We start from the raw sequence: 20,834 nt of genomic DNA, 5'->3' as shown, positions 1-20,834 counted from the left end.
GAAAAGATAGACTGGGCGGTCTGCTATATAACAATAAACGCAAAAAAGTCACAACAAAGAAAATCTAGAAAAGACATAACGTTAGATGGAATTTTTGCAGGCCTTAATGCTTAAGGTCCAGTGTATGAATGAAAGATATATGAGCGTCAAAAAACTCAAGGTAATCATTCATTGTTTAATATTTCGATTTCATCAGCAAGCTCTTGATCCCACGAAAAATCTATGTTGAATGTGCCTGTTGGGTGCAGATTAAAAACGGCACGATTCCACTTGTTTGAATTATTTTCAGTTGTTATATCATGAAGTTGCTGAAAATCACTTACAATCCGCCTATCAAAATCTCTAAATTTAAACGAAGAGAATTTGTCATTATTTTGATGAAAACCACCTTTCATTTTAATCGCGTCTTCTCCATAATACTCAACTTCAATCACAGCCTCTAGCCATTCTAAACTACCTATATTAATTAACATATTTTGTGCGACACTATTAAATATATCATCAACTTTCATTTACTTTAGCCCCCTGGTTTATTCTTTAAACTCATAAATTCTTCAATGCCATCAACCTCATAGAACACATCAAAAGATGTTGTTCGTTTGCTATTATTCTCAAATACTGCCCGAATCTCAACCTCAACGTGTTTAGGTGGATCTTCTTTTAAAGATTTTGCCCACTTATTCTCCATGCCTTTCCAAGCACCTTTATTAAGATTACAGTCGTATGTTTTTAGTAATCCAAACATGTTGAGCAAATCTCCCTATTAAATCAGCCTTGTTGGCTGATAGCGCAATAACTGTGATAGGCGTTAAGTTATTTTATGTTATTATTTGAACGCTTTCCGGAACAGCGCATCATGGTCAAGCATTTCGATTTGTCCAAATTGTGCCAAAATGGATAAGTGAACAAAAATGTTAACCTTATTTATATTCTCAAGAATAGCTTCCCCACCAACAATTAAGCTAGGCTCAAAACCAAACATTTCGTCCGGATCCAATTCTCCAAATTTTTTTATACACCGCCCATAAAGAAAGCTTCCATCCTCTGCTTTAATATTATGAGCCTCAGGTCTCAGAGCACCAAAGTACAACTCTATCGCTTTATTATGTTTGTCTTTTGACTTACCACTTTTTTCTAACACCCAACCATTTGAAGACGTGATTTCATACTTATACCCTGTTTCTTCACCCCAAATAAATAAATCTCCAAAAGCATTTCGCGCAAAAACATGATAAACATCATTATCTGGAATATCAGTATTATCTAACCATTCATCTAAAATATCTTCATAATCATCGGGGTTTACTATCCAAAATAGCCCTTTTTTAAAACTACAAAATCCAAACTCTTGCCAATATTCTAATAAACGATCTGGTAACTTCCCTTTATATCTTTCAATAGTTTCGATAGCACACTCTACTCGCTGCTCTGGTTGACCAAAGTCATCTAAAAAACCTTCGAAGTCTTCGTCTAATATAAATTTACTCATTTTATCCTCTCTCTCTTACATCGAGTTAATTCAACATTCATTTTTGCATCGGGTCCTGATGCGGACAATGCTTCTTTAGCTGCATTATCCATCTCTGTCACACGCCCCTCTTTAGCCAGGGCAACCGCATGAGTGTGCATTTTTTGCTCACAATGAATATTTTCAGTATAGAATCACTTCCAATCATTCTTGAGGTGATAACATTCCGAACAAATGTAGTTGGATACATACACTTAATTTGTTCATAAAACGTTCGCGATCTCGCCCTGCCTCTTTAGCCCATTGTGAGCCGAGTGATGAGTTAACATTAGTATTCCCTAATCGTGATATTTTATCATGTCCGCCCGCGATCATATCAGGATCATGAAATGCTGCTAGCCCCTTGAGAGCAGGGGCCGATCATACTCGCTCGCTTTTCATACATCCTTTTTAAAAACAGAGAGATAAAAAATAGCTTGATTGATCTCGCCAGTGTGATCAAATAGCGCTCTTTTTCTTTGTCTTTATACTTAATATGCTTAAACATCTCGATAAGATTACTGATTGCCGTTCCCATATAAATCAAGAACATGATGTCATTGATATCTGCTTTCTCGTCCTGAGCGCAGTGATATCAGGTGCGCAAAGTTGGGCCGATTGCCACGAGTTCGGGACATTAAAACTCATGTGGCTGCGTCAATATCGCCCCTTCGCTAATGGTATTCCCAGCCAGCAGAGCATTGGTCGAATTTTCAGAGGAGTGTCAAAGTAATCCTTGCTAGATGCCTTGTTGAGTTGGGTCAACGAGCATCGGCTTAGCACAGGACTTTCTTCTATTGCGATTGATGGGAAAGTGCTTAAAGGTGCCAAAGCATCAGCCTCAAGCGCAGCGTTACATATGGTAACCGCATATGATACCGGCTCTGGTTTAGTCTTCAACGCTAAATCAGGTGCGAGCAAAAAGAGTGAACTCAAACTCGTTCAAGAATTGCTGACGTGTCTTGATTTGAAGTCTGAGTTACTGACATTTGATACGCTGCATTGCCAGACACAAACACTTGATTATATTGTCAAAGAAGGTGGGCATTGTATTTTGCAAGTCAAAGGTAATCAGCCAAAGCTGTACGCAAGATGATAAAGGCCATGGTCGAGTTGAAAAACGGATAACGTTTCAGTGTCCATTGAATTTACCCGCTGAGATAAAGATGAAATGGTCTCAATTAAAAACATTAATCGCTGTAGAGCGTCATCGAAAAGTGGGTAACAAAACCAGTATAGATACGCATTTTTATGTCAGCAGTGCAGTGCTGACATCAGAAGCCTTTGGTACAGCGATTAGGGCTCACAGGCAAACGAAAAATAATCAGCATTGGCTTTTAGATACACTATTTCAAGAAGATAAGCAGAAAATGTATGATGAGGATGGTGCCAGTATTCTGGCTATTTTAGGCGTTGGTCATTAAATCTAGTGAAGCTACATCCCGCTAAAACAAGCCAGAATCAGAAATTCAATAGGGCTTGTTGGAGTGATGATTTCAGGGAAGTGATGATTTTTGGTGCTGGTCAAAAAGTGTAATCAGCCCCTGAGTATGATCAACCCTTGATACAGAAGAACGCTAAATACCAATCGCTAGTAACATGATTATAATTAATGTCTCCAAAACTAACGATAGTGATTCTTGCGCACGCCATTTGCTTTCATTAAGGGTCTTATTGGCTGAAGTTATACATTGGGGAGTCAGCACGTAATTATTAAAACATTGATAAGTGTTTATCTTCTGATTGACCAAACTAAAAAAGCGCTAAAAGACGCTTTTTTGTTATTATCGTTACCATCGATCGCTTTAATTGAGTTTACGCTTTCTGTTCAATGTCACTATCATTGCAATGAGACACATTAAAAACAGCAGTAAAGGTTCAATCGCGCCACCGCTGTAATTAGTTTTGTGTTCGACCTTAGCGATTTTCTCTTCTTTTACCCTTGTTTTAAAACGCGCTAATTCATCTTCTAAGTTTTGACTCATATCCGTCACGGCGATATTAAATCCTTCCATCGACTTTTCAGACAATGTTTCGTCTATACCGACAGCAGTAGTGCGTTTTTCGAGCTTACTTATTCCTGGTGCTCTAAAAAGCATTTTGCGGCTTTTAATATCAAACACTGCAGTATCAACAAAAGTTTGCACTGTGTTTTCATTTCCAGGAATAACGTACATTCCGACAATCGTCCAGTACAACAATGCAGCGTTATTCTCTACCGACTGAGTCACTTGATCATAAGACACTAATGCCATCACATCGACATTATATAAGCGCCCTACTTGTTCTAATGTGGTAAAGCCTTCACCACCAGCCAGATACGTGCTGGGAATAACCTCAATTCGGTCAATATAATCGTATTTTACAAACGCTGCTTTGACTTTTTCCAGTAGTTCATACTGATCTTTATTATGAATGGCATCGCTGTTCAAGCCACTTGAAGGCACAAAGGCAATCCCAACATTAACAGGTAAACTTAACACTGGGATTTCAGGACTGTGGGCGGCTTTATCTGTTTTTTCAGGATAAAGAAAATCCATTAAACTGCTTGAAACAGATTGCTTGCCCGTTTGTTGACTCATTAGCATACTGCAAGCCGATAATAGGCTGACAGATGCAACCACGACTAACCATGTTACTCTCATTCACGTTTCCTTTTGTTGTAATTATGTCCGTGTATATACCCAATCAAATACTCGTTAATCAGTCGATTAACGGATCTCATTAAAAGTTAATCTTTTTCACTATTGTAACATTGTCAATTTTACCAACTTACTCACAGAAAACAACTAAACCGTTGTTATATAACAGTTAACATTGTTGGCACACTATGTGCTTTCTATTGGGATATCGACACGCATTAACATTCGTTACAAATGATAACGTGACGTTTACCAATAAAGGCATAGCATCATGCTTAACCGTCACTCAATTAAAAATATAACACTGGCAGGTACCCCATGGATAGGTTTAACAGCATGAAAAAAATGGTAATCCCACTACTTTGCATTGCAGCATTAAGTGGCTGCAATGGTGAAGCAGAGCAAGCAAAAGAAGAAGAGAAATTTGCTATCCCAGTAGAAACGGCATTGGTTGAAACGGGTAACGTGTCGTCATTTTATAGCACAACCGCCACACTCGAAGCACCAGAAGAGTCGCATGTGATGAGCCGCATAGCGGGAATTGTTGAAGCGATAAATGTTGAAGAAGGCGATAGAGTCACTAAAGGGCAAGTGCTTGCAGTGATTGATGCTAAGCGTCAACGTTACGATTTCAATCGCTCTGAAGCTGAAGTACAGATCATTGAGCAAGAATTAAATCGTTTAAATAAAATGAGCAATAAAGAGTTTATTAGCCAGGATGCCATGGCTAAACTCGGGTTCAACTTACAGGCGGCAAAAGCACAACGCGATCTTGCTGAGCTTCAAGTCAAAGAAAGCCAAATCACCTCGCCTATCAATGGCGTTATCGCTACCCGTCACATTAAGCTCGGCAATATGGCTAAAGAGTTTCAAGAGCTGTTTTATGTCGTCAATCAAGACCAACTGCATGGGATTTTACATTTACCCGAGCAGCAACTTGCCAGCTTACGCATTGGCCAACATGCCAGCATAGTGCAGCAACATCAAAGTAATAATGACACCAGTATCGATGCACAAGTATTGCGCATAAGTCCAATTGTTGATGCCCAAAGCGGCACCTTTAAAGTGACATTAGCGGTACCCAATCAAGATGCAACCTTAAAAGCAGGCATGTTTACTCGCGTCGAGCTTAAATATGATACCCATCAAAATGTATTAACCGTGCCATACAATGCCTTAATAAACCAAGACAATACTCAAGCCTTGTATGTGATTAATGACACTAAAGCAGAGCGCCGTGAAGTTAGCCTAGGTTACCGTGAAAACAACACCGTTGAAATTGTATCGGGCGTTAGCGCAGGCGAACAAATTGTGATCCGCGGCCAGCAAAATCTCAAAGACCAATCCCTGGTAGAAATTATCACCCCACTTAGCTTTGCAGCCATTCGATAACGGAGCAAGATCATGTCAATGATAAATACCTCAGTTAACCGTCCGGTGACTGTGTGGATGTTCATGCTTGCCGTTATGTTATTTGGTATGGTGGGATTTTCACGCCTTGCAGTAAAGTTACTGCCAGACTTAAGCTACCCTAGCGTGACTATTCGTACCGCATATGATGGCGCTGCACCGGTTGAGATTGAACAACTGGTATCAAAACCCATAGAAGAAGCGGTTGGTGTGGTAAAAGGTTTGCGTAAAATTAGCTCGATCTCTCGCTCTGGTATGTCTGATGTGGTGCTCGAGTTTGAATGGGGCACCAATATGGACATGGCAAGCCTAGAGGTGCGCGAAAAAATCGACACCATTGAGTTGCCGTTAGACATTAATAAACCGCTGTTATTACGCTTTAACCCTAATCTTGATCCCATTATGCGCTTAGCATTTTCAGTGCCCAACGCTGATGCTGAGCAGCTTAAACAAATGCGCACCTTTGCCGATGAAGAACTTAAGCGTCGCCTTGAAGCGTTGTCGGGCGTGGCCGCCGTTAGGTTATCGGGCGGACTCGAGCAAGAAGTGCATATTGAGCTAAATCAGCAAAAGCTCAGTCAATTAAACCTCAATGCTGACCAAATTAAACGTCGTATTAATGAAGAAAACATCAATTTATCTGCCGGTAAAGTCATACAAGGTGACAAAGAATACCTCGTCAGAACCTTAAATCAATTCAACTCATTAGCAGAACTTGGCCAGGTCATTGTTTATCGTAACGAGCAAACCTTAGTGAGACTGTCTGACATTGCAGTCATATCAGACGCCTATAAAGAGCGTAGCGACATCACGCGTATTGGTGATATGGAGTCGATTGAGCTCGCCATTTATAAAGAAGGTGACGCCAATACGGTTGCTGTCGCTAAAAAGCTGCAAGATGAACTGGCCAAAATCAATTTAGCAGGCAATAAAAATCAATTAAAAGTCATCTACGATCAATCTGAATTTATTGAAAGCGCTGTCAATGAAGTCACCTCGGCAGCATTGTTTGGTAGCTTATTGGCCATGTTGATTATTTATCTGTTTTTACGCGATATTATTGCCACGTTAATCATCTCCATCTCAATCCCCTTCTCGGTCATTTCCACCTTCAATATGATGTATTTTGCCGACATCAGCTTAAATATTATGTCACTTGGCGGTATTGCGCTGGCTATCGGTTTATTAGTCGATAACGCCATTGTGGTACTCGAGAATATTGATCGCTATAAATCACTCGGAATGAGCAAAGTTGATGCTGCCGTCACCGGCTGTAAAGAAGTCGCGGGGGCTATTTTTGCCTCAACATTAACTACGTTAGCGGTGTTTTTACCGTTAGTGTTTGTCGACGGAATTGCCGGGGCATTATTTGCAGACCAGGCATTAACCGTCACCTTTGCGTTACTGGCTTCATTATTTGTTGCGCTAACCGCCATCCCGATGTTGGCATCTCGCCAAGGATTTACCAGCCTGCCAGAGCCGGTCGAAACGCCAAAAGTTGCCAAACCCACTAGCGTTAAAGGCAAAATTGGATATTACCTCTTGGCGATAGTAAAATTTCCATTTGCATTATTATTCAGCTATTTACCCGCTGGATTACTCACCGCGGTTATCGTCATCAGTCGATTTATCAGCAGTATAATGGGATTGCTATTAACCCCCATTTGCGCCGCTTTTAATGCTGTTTATCGCCTTGTTGAATCATTTTATTACCGCACCTTACGCCATGCACTGCGTCATCAAGTCCTCACGGTTGTTATCGCGCTGGTAATGACCTTGGCATCGAGCAGCTTGTTGCCTAGGCTCGGTATGGAGCTTATTCCGCCCATGAACCAGGGCGAGTTCTATGTGGAAATATTATTACCACCCGGCACCGAAGTCAGCGAGACTGATGCGGTTTTGCAACAACTGGCCTTGTCGATTAAAGACCGCGATGATGTGAAACATGCCTACAGCCAGGCTGGCAGCGGCGGATTAATGACATCAGACACTGCACGTGGCGGTGAGAACTGGGGCCGTTTACAAGTAGTATTAGCCGACCATTTAGCCTTTAATGCGGTCAGCCAGGTGCTACGCAAAACCGCTCGTAATATTCCTGAGCTTGAAGCGCAAATAGAGCACCCTGAACTGTTTAGTTTTAAAACCCCGTTAGAAATTGAGCTTTCGGGCTATGATTTAAGTTTACTTAAGCAAAGTGCTGATCAGCTAGTAAAAGCATTAGGTGAAAATGACCGCTTTAGCGACATCAATACCACATTGCGAGATGGCCAACCTGAAATCAGTATTCGCTTTGATCATGAACGTTTAGCGGCACTCGGTATGGATGCACCAACGGTCGCTAATCGTATAGCGCAGCGTGTTGGTGGCACTATTGCCAGTCAATTTACGGTTAGAGATCGTAAAGTCGATATTTTAGTGCGCAGCGAATTAGCCGAACGCGATCAAATAAGCGACATAGAATCATTAATTATTAACCCTAATAGCAAGCAACCTATCCCGCTCAGTGCGATTGCCGCAGTGCATCTGCAAATTGGTCCCTCTGCCATTAACCGTATAAGCCAACAACGAGTGGCGATTGTGTCATCAAACTTAGCTTACGGGGATTTAAGTGAAGCAGTTCTTGAAGCGCAACAAATCTTGTCTAAACAGCAACTGCCCAGTTCTATCCAGGCACGTTTTGGTGGCCAGAATGAAGAGATGGAACACTCATTTGACTCGCTTAAAATCGCCTTAGTGTTGGCAATCTTTCTGGTTTACTTAGTAATGGCAAGCCAGTTTGAATCACTATTGCATCCGTTGTTGATTCTGATTGCGGTGCCAATGGCAGTGGCTGGCAGTATTGTCGGATTATTTATCACCGGGACACACTTAAGTGTGGTGGTGTTTATTGGGCTTATTATGCTGGCAGGGATTGTAGTGAATAATGCCATTGTATTGGTTGACCGTATTAACCAGCTGCGCCGTGAAGGCCAGGATAAAATCAGCGCCATTAATGACGCTGCGCAATCGCGTTTACGCCCGATTATGATGACAACCCTCACCACCACACTCGGGTTATTGCCCATGGCGATTGGCATGGGCGATGGCAGTGAAGTGCGAGCCCCCATGGCCATTACCGTCATCTTTGGCTTAAGCATGTCGACATTACTGACATTACTGGTAATTCCAGCGCTTTATGCTCTATTTGACCGCAAGCAATATGCGGCTAATGACACAGCGATAAATAATGCGGAGACACCGGCATGAATATCACTCAATTAGCGATAAAGCGTCCGGTCACCACCAGCATGTTTTTCTTGGCCATAATGCTCTTTGGTATGGCAGCGAGCCGCATGCTGCCGTTAGAGATGTTTCCTGGCATCGATATTCCGCAAATTGTGGTTAATGTGCCATACAAAGGCTCCAGCCCTGCTGAAGTTGAGCGTGACATCACCAAAGTGTTAGAGGAGTCGCTCGCTACCATGAGCGGCATTGAAGAGGTGCGCTCTGACTCAACCCAAGATGGCGCTTTTATTCAACTGAATATGAAATGGGGTGAAGACGTTGCCACCAAAAGCTTAGAAGCACGTGAAAAAATCGATTCAGTGCGTCACTTACTGCCGACCGATGTTGAGCGAGTCATGATCCAACAATTTTCGACGGCCGACATGCCAGTGCTGACTATCCGAATATCAAGTGAACGTGAGCTATCAAATGCTTTTGATTTACTCGATAAACAGTTACGTAAACCACTCGAGCGCGTCGATGGGGTGTCTAAAGTTACCCTATATGGTGTAGAACAAAAACAAATTGAAATTAGATTAAATGCCGACAAGCTCGCATCGTCTGGGATTAACAGCCTCGATTTACGCACCCGCTTATTATCCGAAAACTTTGTTATTAGTGCTGGAACCATTCGCACCAATTCACAGGTGTATCAGGTAACACCAAAAGGAGAATTTACCAGCCTAGACGACATCAATGCGCTGGTGATTGCACCTGGCGTTCATTTACAAGACATCGCAACGGTCAGTTACGCTTTACCAGAGAAAGTAGAAGGCCGCCATTTAGATCAAAAGTATGCAGTAGGGATTGATGTATTTAAAGAATCGGGCGCTAACTTGGTTGACGTTTCCGATCGGGTACTTAAGGTCATCGAACAGGTTAAACAAGACCAGCAATTTAATGGTATTAAGCTGTTTATCATGGAAGACCAGGCTTACGGCGTTAAATCATCTCTTAAGGATTTATTGCTGTCTGGTTTAATGGGCGCGGTATTATCATTTGGGGTGTTGTATTTGTTTTTACGCAATCTCAAAATGACTTTAGTCGTGGTGTCATCTGTGCCGATTTCGTTATGCATGACGTTGGCCGGAATGTATTTTTTAGGCTACAGCCTGAATATCTTATCCATGATGGGCCTGTTATTAGCCGTCGGTATGTTGATTGATAATGCCGTGGTAGTCACTGAAAGTGTGCTCCAAGAAAAGCAAGCCGCACATATCGATGATACCTGCCAAATAAAAGCCAATCAGCTGGCAGTATTAACAGGCGTTGAAAAAGTCTCACTGGCGATATTGGCGGGCACACTCACTACTGCAATCGTATTTTTACCCAATATTTTTGGCGTTAAAGTCCAGCTTACCATCTTTTTAGAACACGTTGCCGTGGCTATTTGTATCTCGTTAGCGGCCTCTTTATTAGTGGCTAAAACGCTTATTCCACTGATGCTTAATCGTTTTCACTTTGAGGTAGAACCCGTTAATGACCACAACCGTTTAGGGCTGTTTTATCAACGCAGCTTAACCTGGATATTAACCCGCCCTAAACGTTCTGGAGTGATTGCTATCGCGCTACTCGTATCGACTGCCCTGCCATTAAGTTTAGTGCAACAAGACCAGGGTGATGGCGAAGGCAATGACCGCTTATACATCAACTATCAATTAGAAGGCCGGCATAATTTGGCGGTGACCGAAGCGATGATTAATCGCATGGAGGATTACCTCTACAGCAACAAAGACACCTTTTATATCGACGCGGTATACAGTTATTACGCGCCACAAGATGCGCAATCAACCATTTTGCTAAAAAAAGATATTCCTATTGAAATAAGCGAGTTGAAAAAGATGATCCGCGAAGGGTTCCCTAAATTCTCTATCGCCACACCTCAGTTTGGATGGGGCAATGAAAATAGCGGAATACGGGTAACATTAACGGGCCGGTCTACCACCGAGCTCATTCGCATCAGTGAACAAATCTTGCCATTATTAAGTAACATTGAAGGTTTAGTTGACGTGCGATCAGAAGTCAATGGCGCCCAACAGGAAGTGGTTGTGGTGATTGATCGTGAAATGGCAGCCAGACTTGACCTAACACTGAGCGATATCGCCTCTAACATTGCTATCGCCCTTAGAGGGTCACCATTACGTTCATTTAGGCATGATCCAAGCGGTGAGCTTCGTATTGAGCTGGCTTATGATAAAAGCTGGCAAAACTCTCTTGAAAAACTCAAACAATTGCCGATTATTCGCCAGGGTGACCGCGTTTACACGCTCGACAGTTTAGCCACAGCCACGGTAGTGCCACGCTTTGACACGATTAAACACTTTAACCGCCAAACTGCGCTGTCGATTGGGGCAAACCTAGATGACTTCACCACAGAAGAGGCACAAGAAAAAATCACCCAAGTTATGGATTCGGTGAACTTTCCTTACGGATATGGCTACTCGCTACGTGGTGGTTTTGAACGTCAAGATGAAGACCAATCTATCATGGCTGTGAATATGATTTTAGCTATCGCGATGATTTATATCGTCATGGCAGCATTGTTTGAATCATTATTGCTACCCACTGCCATTATCACCTCGATTATGTTTTCCATTACAGGCGTATTTTGGGCTTTGTGGTTAACGGGCACGCCCATGTCGGTCATGGCCATGATTGGTATCTTGATTTTAATGGGTATTGTGGTCAATAACGGTATTGTATTGGTGGATCAAATTAATCAAATGACACCGGATTTAGATAAACTGAGCGATACCATTATTAGCGTGTGTATTACCCGTTTACGACCGGTATTAATGACGGTAGCGACAACCGTGCTCGGCTTAGTACCATTAGCCATGGGCGACACCCAAATCGGTGGCGGCGGCCCACCCTATTCACCAATGGCCATTGCCATTATCGGCGGACTCACCTTCTCCACGGTCACCAGCTTGTATTTAGTGCCTTTGTGTTATCAAGCACTATACTTAGTTCGCCATAAGGCTGCGATTCGATTGGGTTTAGCCAACAATTTTGCTCAAAAGCTGTTACCTTGGACCCGATAAGATTTTTAATAAAAAGTTTGTAACCTAAAAGTGATCAAACAGGCCAGAGTATCAGTATTAATGTAGCTGATTACCGGTTATCCAGGACAAATAAAGGGACAAAAATGAAACAGAGATTTCAAACAAAGATGATTAAACTAAGTGCATTGGCCATATTGGCATTAAGTAGCAGTGCAATAGCCGATGACAGCATGAGCGATGTCAACATCACCTCAAAAAAGCTCAATGACAATACCTATATGTTTATGGGTGCAGGCGGCAACATTGGCGTGTCAGCGGGAAGCGACGGTATTTTGATTATTGATGATCAGTTCGCGCCACTAGCCGATAAAATTTCAGCCTCATTAAATGAAATACAAGCTGGAGTGCCTAAATACATTGTTAATACTCATTACCATGGCGATCATACCGGTGGTAATGCACACTTTGGTGCCACGGGTACCATTTTAGCCCACCACAATGTATTAAAACGATTAAGCGAAGACAGCAAAACCCCAAAATCAGCCTTACCGGTCATTACCTTTGCTGAAAACATCTCGATTCATTTTAATCAAGATACCCTTGAAGTGATCCACCTGGGTCCAGGCCATACCGATGGTGACAGTGTCGTCATGTGGCAAAAAGCCAACATTATCCACATGGGCGACTTGTATTTTAAAGACCGCTTTCCTTACATAGACCTAAAAGGTGGCGGTTCAGTAATAGGTTATCGTGACAATGTCAGCGCAATTTTAGACAAACTCGATAATAAGGTGCAGGTGATCCCAGGCCATGGTGAACTAGCAACCCGTAACGAATTATTGAAATTTAAGCATATGCTTGATGATTGTATTAATTGGATGCGCGGCGAAATTGAAATGGGTCACGACCTGGCTAAAATCAAACAACAAGGCGTACCCAAAGAGTATAAAGATTGGGGATGGCAGTTTATCTCAGCAGAAAAATGGATAGACACCTTGTATGAAGATCTCAGTCCAAAAGCTGACGTGCAATAACTGTAAATACTCAAACTGAATCTCAATAGCGGTATAAAACAAAAAAGCTTGCCCATCAGCAAGCTTTTTTTGTTTTGGTATCGCACGGCAATCTATCTTGTTTCCTAAAATGCCAAAGTACCCAATACACGGGTTTTAAATCTTTGCCACCAGCATAACGAAATGGCCAAGCAAAATAATACAACCATTGCCAAGACGCTAAAAATTGTTGTGCTTTTTGCCATATTAATTCGCCACCCGCGGCACGATAAGCGTCAATAGCGTGAGAAATCAACGCATTTCGAGGACCAATATAACGATACAAGCTGTGAATAAACACCAGCAAATCTCTCACTTGTTGCGATACTATCGATTTGTCCTGTTGATGTGCTTCAAAATCAATGAACTTGACCTCGCCATCTTGCCAACTGATGTCACGCAGAGCAGGACGACCGTGTGAAAAATGCATAGCGTGCAACCTTGCCAAGGCAATCGCGACATCATTAAGAATAATGGGCAAGAGCGCTGCTTTATCATGAGCAAGCCAATCTTTAATCGTTGCGCCCGCATCTTCAATCACCATATAACCATCACCGACTTCAACCACCGCTGGCACAGGTGCACCATGCTTAGCCAACTCAGTGAGTACGTTTATTTCTTTGTGTAATGCGAGTGTTGAATTTTGTTTAAGCAAACGCATCGCGCCTGCCAGTTTCTCTACTTGCTTAAGCCAATAACGTTTGCCTTCAAACTCAAACGAGACCACTCGCTCACCGCGATGTTCACGAATGACTTCAGCAACTAATTGTTGAAAACCTTCATGTTCAGCCATAAGACTACCTAGTCAAAAACACGTGTATTACTGATAGATAAATTATCTGCCTCACTGATAATAAGTTCAATTAAACCAATGGTTTTTCTTGTTATTAGATATGCTTTTAGCGTTTTAGCTTCACTTTCCTTATAGCGTGTTAACATTCTAAATACACCGATAACATCCGTTGTGGAATTCAGTAAAGTTTGAAACACGGGCATAAAAAAACGCCCCGAAGGACGTTTAAAGCACCATATCACGGTTTACGTGTTTACGGTTTATTCAGCAGCCCAAGGTGTCGCACGGTTTTCTAATAGCACCGGGATACCTTCTGTAATAGGGTAAGCTAACTTATCAAACTTACAGATCAATTGTTGTGCTGTTTTGTCGTATTCCAACTTACCTTTACATACTGGGCAAGCCACAATTTCGAGTAGTTTTTTATCAAATGCCATGAGACAGTCCTTTTTTAGTTTGAGCCACTTGCTGTAATTGGCTCAACAATGCGTGATCAAATTCTGGGGTAAGCTTCGCATTTACCGGCAAATACCACCAGTGACTTTCAGCAAAATCGCGACATTTAACCGCATCTTTTTCAGTCATCACTAATGGGTGTTCGCGCGACAAGGTATGTAACTCTGTCGCCGAAAAAGCTTGATGGTCGGTAAACTCAACGGTTTTGGCTAGGTTATAGCCTAATTGTGTCAGTGTATTAAAAAAACGTTGTGGATTACCAATAGCCGCCATGGCAACCACGTCTTGCGATATGGACAGTGGCACACTATCGGGTTGACTCACTTGAATAAGCGGTGCTGGCGTTAAACTCATTAACACTTCATTTTGTTGTGCTGGGCCGCCATTGTTGATCACAAAATCAACACTGTTTAAACGCCAAAGCCCTTCGCGTAGCGGGCCTGCTGGGATAAGACATTGATTACCATATCGACGTTCACCATCGACTAAGGCGATTTCAATATCGCGAGCTAACGCATAATGTTGCAAGCCGTCGTCACTAATGATCACATCTACATCATTATTGGCTAACAACATATTGGCAGCATCGACACGTTTCGCGCCCACTACCATAGGCACCTGAGTACGAGCAACGATCATGGCCGGTTCATCACCCACCTCAGTGGCTTTAGCCCCCGCATTAACTGCTAAGCAACCTGGTATATCTACGCCATATCCACGGCTAATTACGCCTGGGGTGTAGCCTTGCTGACGCAGCAATTCAATCAAGTAGATCACGGTAGGTGTTTTACCACTGCCACCAGCAGTAATATTGCCCACCACAATGACAGGCACAGGTAAGGTGGTAGCGTGCTGAATACCCAGACTGAACAAGGTTCGTCTTAGCGTGGATATCACACCAAACAACCAGGACAGTGGCAAGAATAACCATTTAGCCCAATGATTGTGGTACCAAATACGATGGATTAATTGCTGCATTCCACCGAATCCTTACTGACTAAACTGCATCTTGTATAAATTCGCGTAAATACCCGCATGGGATATCAGCTCACTGTGATTACCGCGCTCCACAATTTGCCCTTGATCAATGACCAAAATCTCATCGGCACTTTCAATAGTCGATAAACGGTGGGCAATGACAATTGAAGTACGATTGTGACGCAAATTATCTAAGCCTTTTTGGATGGCTTTTTCAGATTCGGTGTCTAACGCTGAGGTTGCTTCATCTAAAATCAGCACTGGCGCGTCACGAAGCATGGCTCGAGCAATGGCGATACGTTGACGTTGACCGCCAGATAATAGCACGCCATTTTCGCCTACTTGTGTATCCAGCCCATCCGGTAAAGTGCTAATGAACTCCATGGCATAAGCAAGCTCAGCTGCGCGTTCGATTTGTTCGCGCGTCACTTCACCTGGGTAGGCGTAAGCAATATTGTTCGCAATGGTGTCATTAAATAACGTCACTTGCTGCGACACAAGTGCTACCTGGTTACGCAAAGACTTGAGCTGATAGTCATAAATACTGGTGTCATCTAGGGTGATATCACCCTCACTCAAGCCACCATAAAAACGGGTGATCAAACTGGCAATCGTAGATTTTCCAGAGCCAGAACGGCCAACTAACGCCACTGTTTTACCTGGCTGCACTTCAAAGTTAATCCCATTAAGTGCCGGTTTTGCTTGTTCTGGATAAGCAAAAGTTACATTGTCAAAACGCAACTTCCCTTTAACTCGCTCAATAGAAAACGGGCCATTATCGGGTTCAGGCGCGGTGTCTAATAATTCAAATACTGTGGTACACGCGGCAATACCGCGCTGAAACTCAGCATTAACACGGGTTAAGTTTTTAATCGGCTGTAACATGGCAAGCATAGCCCCTAAAATAGCCGCAAACGTACCCGCAGTTAAATCAGTTTTCATGCTGTCCCATGTGGCGGCATACAATACAAATGCCAGTGCAAACGACCCTATCACCATAATCAGTGGTTGGCTCACCGCTTGAGCAACGGCGAGTTTCATATTTTGATAACGGTTACGATCATTCACCTGGAAAAAACGGTCTACTTCTGTTTTCTGACCACCGAACACCAACACGTTTTTATGGCCTTTAATCATTTGCTCAGTGGTTGCGGTAACACCGCCCATCGCTGATTGAATTTGCTTAGAGACTTTACGAAAGCGGCGACTAACCACGCTTATCACGATACCGATAATGGGTCCTATCACTAAAATACACAGTGACAGTTTCCACGAGTAATAAAACATAATCGCCAGCATACCCACTGCAGTCATGCTGTCGCGCACGATAGAAATAAGCGCGCTGCCAGATGCTCTAGCTATTTGTTCTGTATCAAAGGTCACGCGAGAGATTAAATTACCACTATTTTCACGGTCAATGTAACTTACTGGTAACCGTAAATAATGCTCAAACACTTGCTGACGCATATCCATAATCAGTTGTGCACTGATAAATGACACACAATAGGTAGACACAAAGTTAGCCACCCCGCGCAACGTGAACATTAAAACCACCACAATCGGCGCCATAAACATGATGTCGTTATCGGCATTAAACCCACCGTGCGTAGGCACATCGACCCCTGCTACGACCGTTGGCGTTTGGCTAAAACCTTCGTCAATAAACGGTTTAATAAAGGCTATAAAAGCGGCGTCGACTGCACCATAGGTGAGGAGCGCAAGCACGGCCATAATAAACATGGTTTTCATTGGCGCGACATAAGTCATTAGGCGCTTAAAAACGATCCACATTTCATTTTTTTCATTAGAAGTTGATGCTGACATTGAATCCAATACTTAACTAGCAAACATAAGCATATTCTACTCTGCTTTAAGTGACTCACCAAATTTAAACAAATGGTTATACCAAAATGGCGCCAAATGTTGTCGATAAGTGGCTATTCTGTAGTCATTTTTTGTAAACGTGATACTAATTTGACCTTCGTGTCCGGTTTGTAATGTGCGGATATGCCGTTGTTGATAGCGCGCCATAACATCATTTTTAGGAAAGCCATATTGATTAGCAAAGCCTGCCGTCACAATAGCAAGCTCAGGGCGAACCGCATCAATAAAGGCGGGAGTAGAAGATGTTCGGCTACCATGATGAGGCACCAGTAAAATATCGGCTTCAACATCCGTTTGAGTTTGCAGTAACGATTGCTCGCGTGGAGATTCTATATCTCCAGTAAATAAAACACGTGTATTGCCATCGGTCACACTCATCACGCAAGAGTTATTATTATCATTGCCATTAAGCAATTGATTATCTATAAAATGCACATCCAAACCGTGCCAAACCAGATTATCACGACACCGTTGGCTCAACGGTTTATTGGTGTGCCCTGCTAAGTCAAAATCGGCAATCAATTGGCTGGCAGGAAATGCATTGGATAATACCCTTAATCCGCCGACATGATCGTTATCATCATGACTAACGATAATGTAATCAATATCCGTGATACCTCTAGAACTCAAAAAGGGCAGTATCGCTCTTTCAGCATAACTAAACTCACCAAAAGCGGCACCAGCATCGTAAATAAAACCATGCTTGCCCTGCTGCAACACAATCGCCATGCCTTGGGCGACATCTAACACATGCATTTGCCACACATCATTAAACTGATGATGGGGCTCATCACGCCGTTGTAACGAGCTCAGTAAGTGAACCCCTACAGGCAGGCACATTATCAATAAGCAATAACGAATAAGGCGTTTATCAACACCAATATGAGGCCGCAGATAAACCAATGTCAGGCCTATCAACATAAACAACACCGCAGCAAGCACCTGCTCTGTAATAGGCAACAGTGCTAAAGGTAAATGGTCGCTAAACTGCAATAGTTCAACAAACGGCACTAAGCTGACATCTGCCAACCTGAGTATTGTTGTGCCTATATTCTCAATCACGTGTTGCTCAACACCGATAATAGTTAACAAGGTCGAACTCAATAACCACAAGCAAAAACTCAACATGGTCAATGGAATAACCACCACACTAAACCAGGGTACAAACAATAAATTTAACCAAATGCTGTGCGGCGTCACCATCCCAAATAAAATGGCCTGCAATCCACCTAATCCCAATGCTAAACGCCATTGGATAGACCACAGCGTCTTAACCGCATTCAACAAGTAACCCCCTACTTCTCGGAACTTGATGAATAGCCGTTGCCAGATATTGCTCACTGTAACTTGTGCGCGTATTGCAGCTGATGGCGCTGTGAACGATTGCGGTTTTACGGCAAGTAAAATAATAGCGAGTGCTAAAAATGATAACCACAGACCAGCTCCTAAGGTGGCAACGGGATCTAGCAGTAATACAAAAAATAGCGCGTATAGCAATCGGTCCCAACTGTGGCTAAATTGCTTAATGACACTAAAGACAACTAACAATAACATCATCAATAACGCACGTTGAGTTGCAATGCCAAACCCCGATAAATAGCCATAACCCAAGGTAATCAGCGCAGCTGCGAGCATAATAACTTGCACTTTCCCGCCATGTTGCGACGCAGGCAATACAGTGGAACAGAACAGCAATACACCATAAAACAGGCCAAAGACCACAGATAAATGCAAGCCAGATATTGCTACCAAATGCCCTGCACCTGTTTGCCTAAGTTGTTGCCATCGAGTGTCATCGAGCGCACGCTTATCGCCGAATATGAGGGCTTGTAAAATATCACCTTGGGATAAGCCCTGTAGGATAGGCAGTGTCCTATCCATAATATATTGTCTAACCGATGTATCACTGCTGATTAATGCAGCCTGCTTAACCCGTCCCTTTGCCACAATATGCTGACTAATGAAGTGTTTTTGCTGGTTAAACCCTCCTTGGTTTTGAATACTGCTGATCCCTTTCATTCGAGCACTAAATTGCCAAATTTGCCCAGGCTCAACTTTCGCTGGCTTTTGCCAAGTTAATCGGTAATATCGCTGCACATTAGAGAACGCTATGGCTTCAAATAACAATCGGTCTTGTCGTGGTGGCATAACCCGCACATCGAAACTTATCCAGTCGCTGTTTTGACTAACAAGTGTTACTATCTGCGCCGTAAATTGAATTTGTTGGGGTTTTTCAGCATTTTGGTGCAAATAAAGACATTGAAAAAACGCACTGAGCCACAGAATGGCGAAAAAGCATCCTGCTAAAAAGGACGCTTTTTTAAGGCAGAACAACACCAGTAAGCACAAGATAGGCAAACACCAGATGGGTGCCAGCGATGGCCATAACATCGCTGATAAAGAACAGGCACAAAAGCCATAGATAAATCGATTCATAGTGAATGAGTTAAGACATTAATCGACGAATATGCCAAAAAAATTAATACAAAGGTTTATGCCAAAACCAGAAACACTCCGTGAACATAAGTATTTACGGATGTTTGGCAAATTATTACACAAGCCAAATTTATGGGCTCTAAATCGAAAATCAGCACCTGGTGCGTTTGCTGTAGGCTTGTTTGTGGCTTGGATCCCCATGCCATTTCAAATGGTCGTGGCAGCCGGTTTTGCCATTTTATTTAATGTTAACTTACCCGTCGCAGTTGCTCTTGTGTGGATTACGAATCCATTAACTATGCCCATTATGTTTTATGGCGCGTATTTGTTAGGGACTAAAATCCTTGGCCATAAAGCACAAGCATTTCAATTTGAAGCCACATGGGCGTGGATTGAAGCCTCAGTGTCGACTATCGGTCCACCTTTTTTGGTTGGCTGCTTAGCATTAGCCATTATTTCTGCGCTGATCGGTTTTGTGGTGATAAAAAGCATGTGGCGTTATTCAATTTTGTTTAAATGGCAAAAGCGTAAAGGCGAGTAATACAGATCTGAGACACAAGCTCAGTAGATCAAAAAGAAGGCCACAATGAGTATTGTGGCCTTTTGTTTTGTAAATGGGTTATCCGCGGTTGCAGAGATGTCAGTCTTGATGATTTAAATTATGCGCCATTTGTTTCGCTAACCGCGCAAAATCAGCAATTTCTTGTTCTGTTAAGCCAGTTTTCATTATCTCGTTAACACGATCCTCGGTAACAGTTAACCGTTTCACCACTTCGCTTCCACTTGGGCTGATGCCTAAAAAATAGCTGCGTTTATCTGTCGGATTTTCTAACTTAAACACATAATCCAAACTGATTAATTCTTTAATCAGTCTCGCCAACTGAGCTTTGTCGAGTAGGGTTTTCTGAACAATATCATTAGCAGTCACCTGCTTATTGTTAAACGATATTATTTTAAGCACCCGCATATGTAGCGGTGTGATGCCTAAATCATTACTATCCATTGCCTGGCGTAACGAACGCTTCATGCTGTGTAATAAATTAAACAGCGGCTCTTTTATATTCTCAGACACAAGCCTTCCTCAGTGTTAACTCACTCATACAATGATAGAGAAACGGTTATTCATTATTAGTAACATGATCGAGTGCGCTCAAGGCTAGTCACTCACTCATTAAACATTATACGGCGATAAAGCCAAACCAATAAATGCAAAACCAACAACCCACTAAAACTAATGGCAAAAAATAAGAGTGCTATAGATTCAACGGTTTTAGGCGTATCAATAAAGTAATACCACCACATTGGCCAGGTCAGTAAGCTCAATACCGTGAGTTGCAGCATACAGCGCTTACAGCGGCCAATCTTTTGTTTAAATATTGAGTCCGTACATTGATTACATGCCATCAA

General features: G+C 42.6%; 18 protein-coding genes and 2 pseudogenes. 7 read left to right on the top strand and 13 right to left on the bottom strand.

Annotated features, from left to right (window positions below; translation table 11 throughout):
• Positions 1 to 164 precede the first annotated feature (164 nt).
• The 4 genes and pseudogenes from AC19MV_RS19630 to AC19MV_RS19615 all read right to left on the bottom strand — a co-directional run.
• Positions 165 to 512 carry an immunity protein YezG family protein gene (locus AC19MV_RS19630; protein WP_498309675.1) on the bottom strand — a complete coding sequence of 116 codons (348 nt, stop codon included), beginning with the start codon at positions 510 to 512 and terminating at the stop codon, positions 165 to 167.
• A gap of 5 nt (positions 513 to 517) precedes the next feature.
• On the bottom strand, positions 518 to 745 hold the full coding sequence (locus AC19MV_RS19625) for a DNA/RNA non-specific endonuclease (RefSeq protein WP_498309673.1): 228 nt from the start codon (positions 743 to 745) through the stop codon (positions 518 to 520).
• An 81-nt stretch (positions 746 to 826) separates the two neighbouring features.
• Entirely contained in the window at positions 827 to 1,489 is a 663-nt protein-coding gene (locus AC19MV_RS19620; RefSeq protein ID WP_498309671.1) for a GAD-like domain-containing protein, read from the bottom strand.
• Positions 1,490 to 1,672: 183 nt separating this feature from the next.
• Positions 1,673 to 1,864 (bottom strand): annotated as a pseudogene (locus AC19MV_RS19615) (polymorphic toxin type 15 domain-containing protein); the annotation flags it as partial.
• Between the two features lie 139 nt (positions 1,865 to 2,003).
• Here AC19MV_RS19615 and AC19MV_RS19610 point away from each other — a divergent pair.
• A pseudogene (locus AC19MV_RS19610) lies at positions 2,004 to 3,044 on the top strand (ISAs1 family transposase).
• 268 nt (positions 3,045 to 3,312) lie between these two features.
• Here AC19MV_RS19610 and rhlP read toward each other — a convergent pair.
• The gene (gene rhlP / locus AC19MV_RS19605) at positions 3,313 to 4,152 is read right to left on the bottom strand and encodes a rhombotarget lipoprotein (protein ID WP_498309669.1); all 840 of its coding nucleotides are present in this window, start codon (positions 4,150 to 4,152) and stop codon (positions 3,313 to 3,315) included.
• A 333-nt stretch (positions 4,153 to 4,485) separates the two neighbouring features.
• Between rhlP and AC19MV_RS19600 the strand changes: the two genes are divergently transcribed.
• The 4 genes from AC19MV_RS19600 (at position 4,486) to AC19MV_RS19585 (ending at position 12,862) form a co-directional block, all read left to right on the top strand.
• Complete coding sequence (locus AC19MV_RS19600; protein ID WP_498309667.1) at positions 4,486 to 5,541, top strand: efflux RND transporter periplasmic adaptor subunit; 1,056 nt, start codon at positions 4,486 to 4,488, stop codon at positions 5,539 to 5,541.
• Positions 5,542 to 5,553: 12 nt separating this feature from the next.
• The gene (locus tag AC19MV_RS19595; RefSeq protein ID WP_498309665.1) at positions 5,554 to 8,805 is read left to right on the top strand and encodes an efflux RND transporter permease subunit; all 3,252 of its coding nucleotides are present in this window, start codon (positions 5,554 to 5,556) and stop codon (positions 8,803 to 8,805) included.
• Entirely contained in the window at positions 8,802 to 11,867 is a 3,066-nt protein-coding gene (locus tag AC19MV_RS19590; protein ID WP_498309663.1) for an efflux RND transporter permease subunit, read from the top strand. Before AC19MV_RS19595 ends, AC19MV_RS19590 begins: the two co-directional genes overlap by 4 nt.
• Positions 11,868 to 11,971: 104 nt before the next feature.
• A complete protein-coding gene (locus tag AC19MV_RS19585) occupies positions 11,972 to 12,862 on the top strand; it encodes an MBL fold metallo-hydrolase (RefSeq protein ID WP_498309661.1) in 891 nt (296 codons plus the stop codon).
• A gap of 55 nt (positions 12,863 to 12,917) precedes the next feature.
• Here the strand turns inward: AC19MV_RS19585 and AC19MV_RS19580 are convergent, their stop codons facing one another.
• Genes AC19MV_RS19580 through AC19MV_RS19555 form a run of 6 tightly spaced genes read right to left on the bottom strand, consistent with a single transcriptional unit; the run spans position 12,918 to position 19,328 of the window.
• The gene (locus AC19MV_RS19580) at positions 12,918 to 13,673 is read right to left on the bottom strand and encodes a serine/threonine protein phosphatase (RefSeq protein WP_498309659.1); all 756 of its coding nucleotides are present in this window, start codon (positions 13,671 to 13,673) and stop codon (positions 12,918 to 12,920) included.
• Positions 13,674 to 13,681: 8 nt separating this feature from the next.
• A complete protein-coding gene (locus tag AC19MV_RS19575) occupies positions 13,682 to 13,876 on the bottom strand; it encodes a hypothetical protein (RefSeq protein WP_498309657.1) in 195 nt (64 codons plus the stop codon).
• Between the two features lie 57 nt (positions 13,877 to 13,933).
• Positions 13,934 to 14,110, bottom strand: a complete 177-nt coding sequence (locus AC19MV_RS19570; RefSeq protein WP_498309656.1) for a Trm112 family protein — start codon at positions 14,108 to 14,110, stop codon at positions 13,934 to 13,936.
• Positions 14,100 to 15,107, bottom strand: a complete 1,008-nt coding sequence (gene lpxK / locus AC19MV_RS19565) for a tetraacyldisaccharide 4'-kinase (RefSeq protein ID WP_498309654.1) — start codon at positions 15,105 to 15,107, stop codon at positions 14,100 to 14,102. Before lpxK ends, AC19MV_RS19570 begins: the two co-directional genes overlap by 11 nt.
• A 12-nt stretch (positions 15,108 to 15,119) precedes the next feature.
• A complete protein-coding gene (gene msbA / locus AC19MV_RS19560) occupies positions 15,120 to 16,931 on the bottom strand; it encodes a lipid A export permease/ATP-binding protein MsbA (protein WP_498309652.1) in 1,812 nt (603 codons plus the stop codon).
• A gap of 36 nt (positions 16,932 to 16,967) precedes the next feature.
• Positions 16,968 to 19,328, bottom strand: a complete 2,361-nt coding sequence (locus tag AC19MV_RS19555; RefSeq protein WP_498309680.1) for a DNA internalization-related competence protein ComEC/Rec2 — start codon at positions 19,326 to 19,328, stop codon at positions 16,968 to 16,970.
• Here AC19MV_RS19555 and AC19MV_RS19550 point away from each other — a divergent pair.
• Complete coding sequence (locus AC19MV_RS19550) at positions 19,276 to 19,413, top strand: hypothetical protein (protein WP_432403978.1); 138 nt, start codon at positions 19,276 to 19,278, stop codon at positions 19,411 to 19,413. The genes AC19MV_RS19555 and AC19MV_RS19550 overlap by 53 nt on opposite strands.
• Before the next feature lie 45 nt (positions 19,414 to 19,458).
• Complete coding sequence (locus AC19MV_RS19545; protein ID WP_160054206.1) at positions 19,459 to 19,968, top strand: DUF2062 domain-containing protein; 510 nt, start codon at positions 19,459 to 19,461, stop codon at positions 19,966 to 19,968.
• A gap of 99 nt (positions 19,969 to 20,067) precedes the next feature.
• On the opposite strand, the gene AC19MV_RS19540 is transcribed toward AC19MV_RS19545, so the two are convergent.
• Both AC19MV_RS19540 and AC19MV_RS19535 read right to left on the bottom strand, forming a co-directional pair.
• On the bottom strand, positions 20,068 to 20,499 hold the full coding sequence (locus AC19MV_RS19540) for a MarR family winged helix-turn-helix transcriptional regulator (protein WP_498309650.1): 432 nt from the start codon (positions 20,497 to 20,499) through the stop codon (positions 20,068 to 20,070).
• Positions 20,500 to 20,591: 92 nt separating this feature from the next.
• Positions 20,592 to 20,831, bottom strand: a complete 240-nt coding sequence (locus tag AC19MV_RS19535; RefSeq protein ID WP_432403816.1) for a DUF3624 domain-containing protein — start codon at positions 20,829 to 20,831, stop codon at positions 20,592 to 20,594.
• Positions 20,832 to 20,834 lie beyond the last annotated feature (3 nt).

Source organism: Shewanella sp. MF05913, assembly GCF_059758095.1.
This window is presented reverse-complemented; position numbering and strand designations above follow the sequence as displayed.

What these genes read in the sequence shown, in the direction of transcription:
- rhlP (WP_498309669.1), bottom strand. Translation starts at nt 4,152, where the DNA reads ATGAGAGTAACATGGTTAGTCGTGGTTGCATCTGTCAGCCTATTATCG.
- AC19MV_RS19585 (WP_498309661.1), top strand. Translation starts at nt 11,972, where the DNA reads ATGAAACAGAGATTTCAAACAAAGATGATTAAACTAAGTGCATTGGCC.
- AC19MV_RS19550 (WP_432403978.1), top strand. Translation starts at nt 19,276, where the DNA reads ATGGCGAAAAAGCATCCTGCTAAAAAGGACGCTTTTTTAAGGCAGAAC.
- AC19MV_RS19620 (WP_498309671.1), bottom strand. Translation starts at nt 1,489, where the DNA reads ATGAGTAAATTTATATTAGACGAAGACTTCGAAGGTTTTTTAGATGAC.
- AC19MV_RS19625 (WP_498309673.1), bottom strand. Translation starts at nt 745, where the DNA reads ATGTTTGGATTACTAAAAACATACGACTGTAATCTTAATAAAGGTGCT.
- msbA (WP_498309652.1), bottom strand. Translation starts at nt 16,931, where the DNA reads ATGTCAGCATCAACTTCTAATGAAAAAAATGAAATGTGGATCGTTTTT.
- AC19MV_RS19595 (WP_498309665.1), top strand. Translation starts at nt 5,554, where the DNA reads ATGTCAATGATAAATACCTCAGTTAACCGTCCGGTGACTGTGTGGATG.
- lpxK (WP_498309654.1), bottom strand. Translation starts at nt 15,107, where the DNA reads ATGCAGCAATTAATCCATCGTATTTGGTACCACAATCATTGGGCTAAA.
- AC19MV_RS19545 (WP_160054206.1), top strand. Translation starts at nt 19,459, where the DNA reads ATGCCAAAAAAATTAATACAAAGGTTTATGCCAAAACCAGAAACACTC.
- AC19MV_RS19570 (WP_498309656.1), bottom strand. Translation starts at nt 14,110, where the DNA reads ATGGCATTTGATAAAAAACTACTCGAAATTGTGGCTTGCCCAGTATGT.
- AC19MV_RS19535 (WP_432403816.1), bottom strand. Translation starts at nt 20,831, where the DNA reads ATGGCATGTAATCAATGTACGGACTCAATATTTAAACAAAAGATTGGC.
- AC19MV_RS19580 (WP_498309659.1), bottom strand. Translation starts at nt 13,673, where the DNA reads ATGGCTGAACATGAAGGTTTTCAACAATTAGTTGCTGAAGTCATTCGT.
- AC19MV_RS19575 (WP_498309657.1), bottom strand. Translation starts at nt 13,876, where the DNA reads ATGCCCGTGTTTCAAACTTTACTGAATTCCACAACGGATGTTATCGGT.
- AC19MV_RS19590 (WP_498309663.1), top strand. Translation starts at nt 8,802, where the DNA reads ATGAATATCACTCAATTAGCGATAAAGCGTCCGGTCACCACCAGCATG.
- AC19MV_RS19630 (WP_498309675.1), bottom strand. Translation starts at nt 512, where the DNA reads ATGAAAGTTGATGATATATTTAATAGTGTCGCACAAAATATGTTAATT.
- AC19MV_RS19600 (WP_498309667.1), top strand. Translation starts at nt 4,486, where the DNA reads ATGAAAAAAATGGTAATCCCACTACTTTGCATTGCAGCATTAAGTGGC.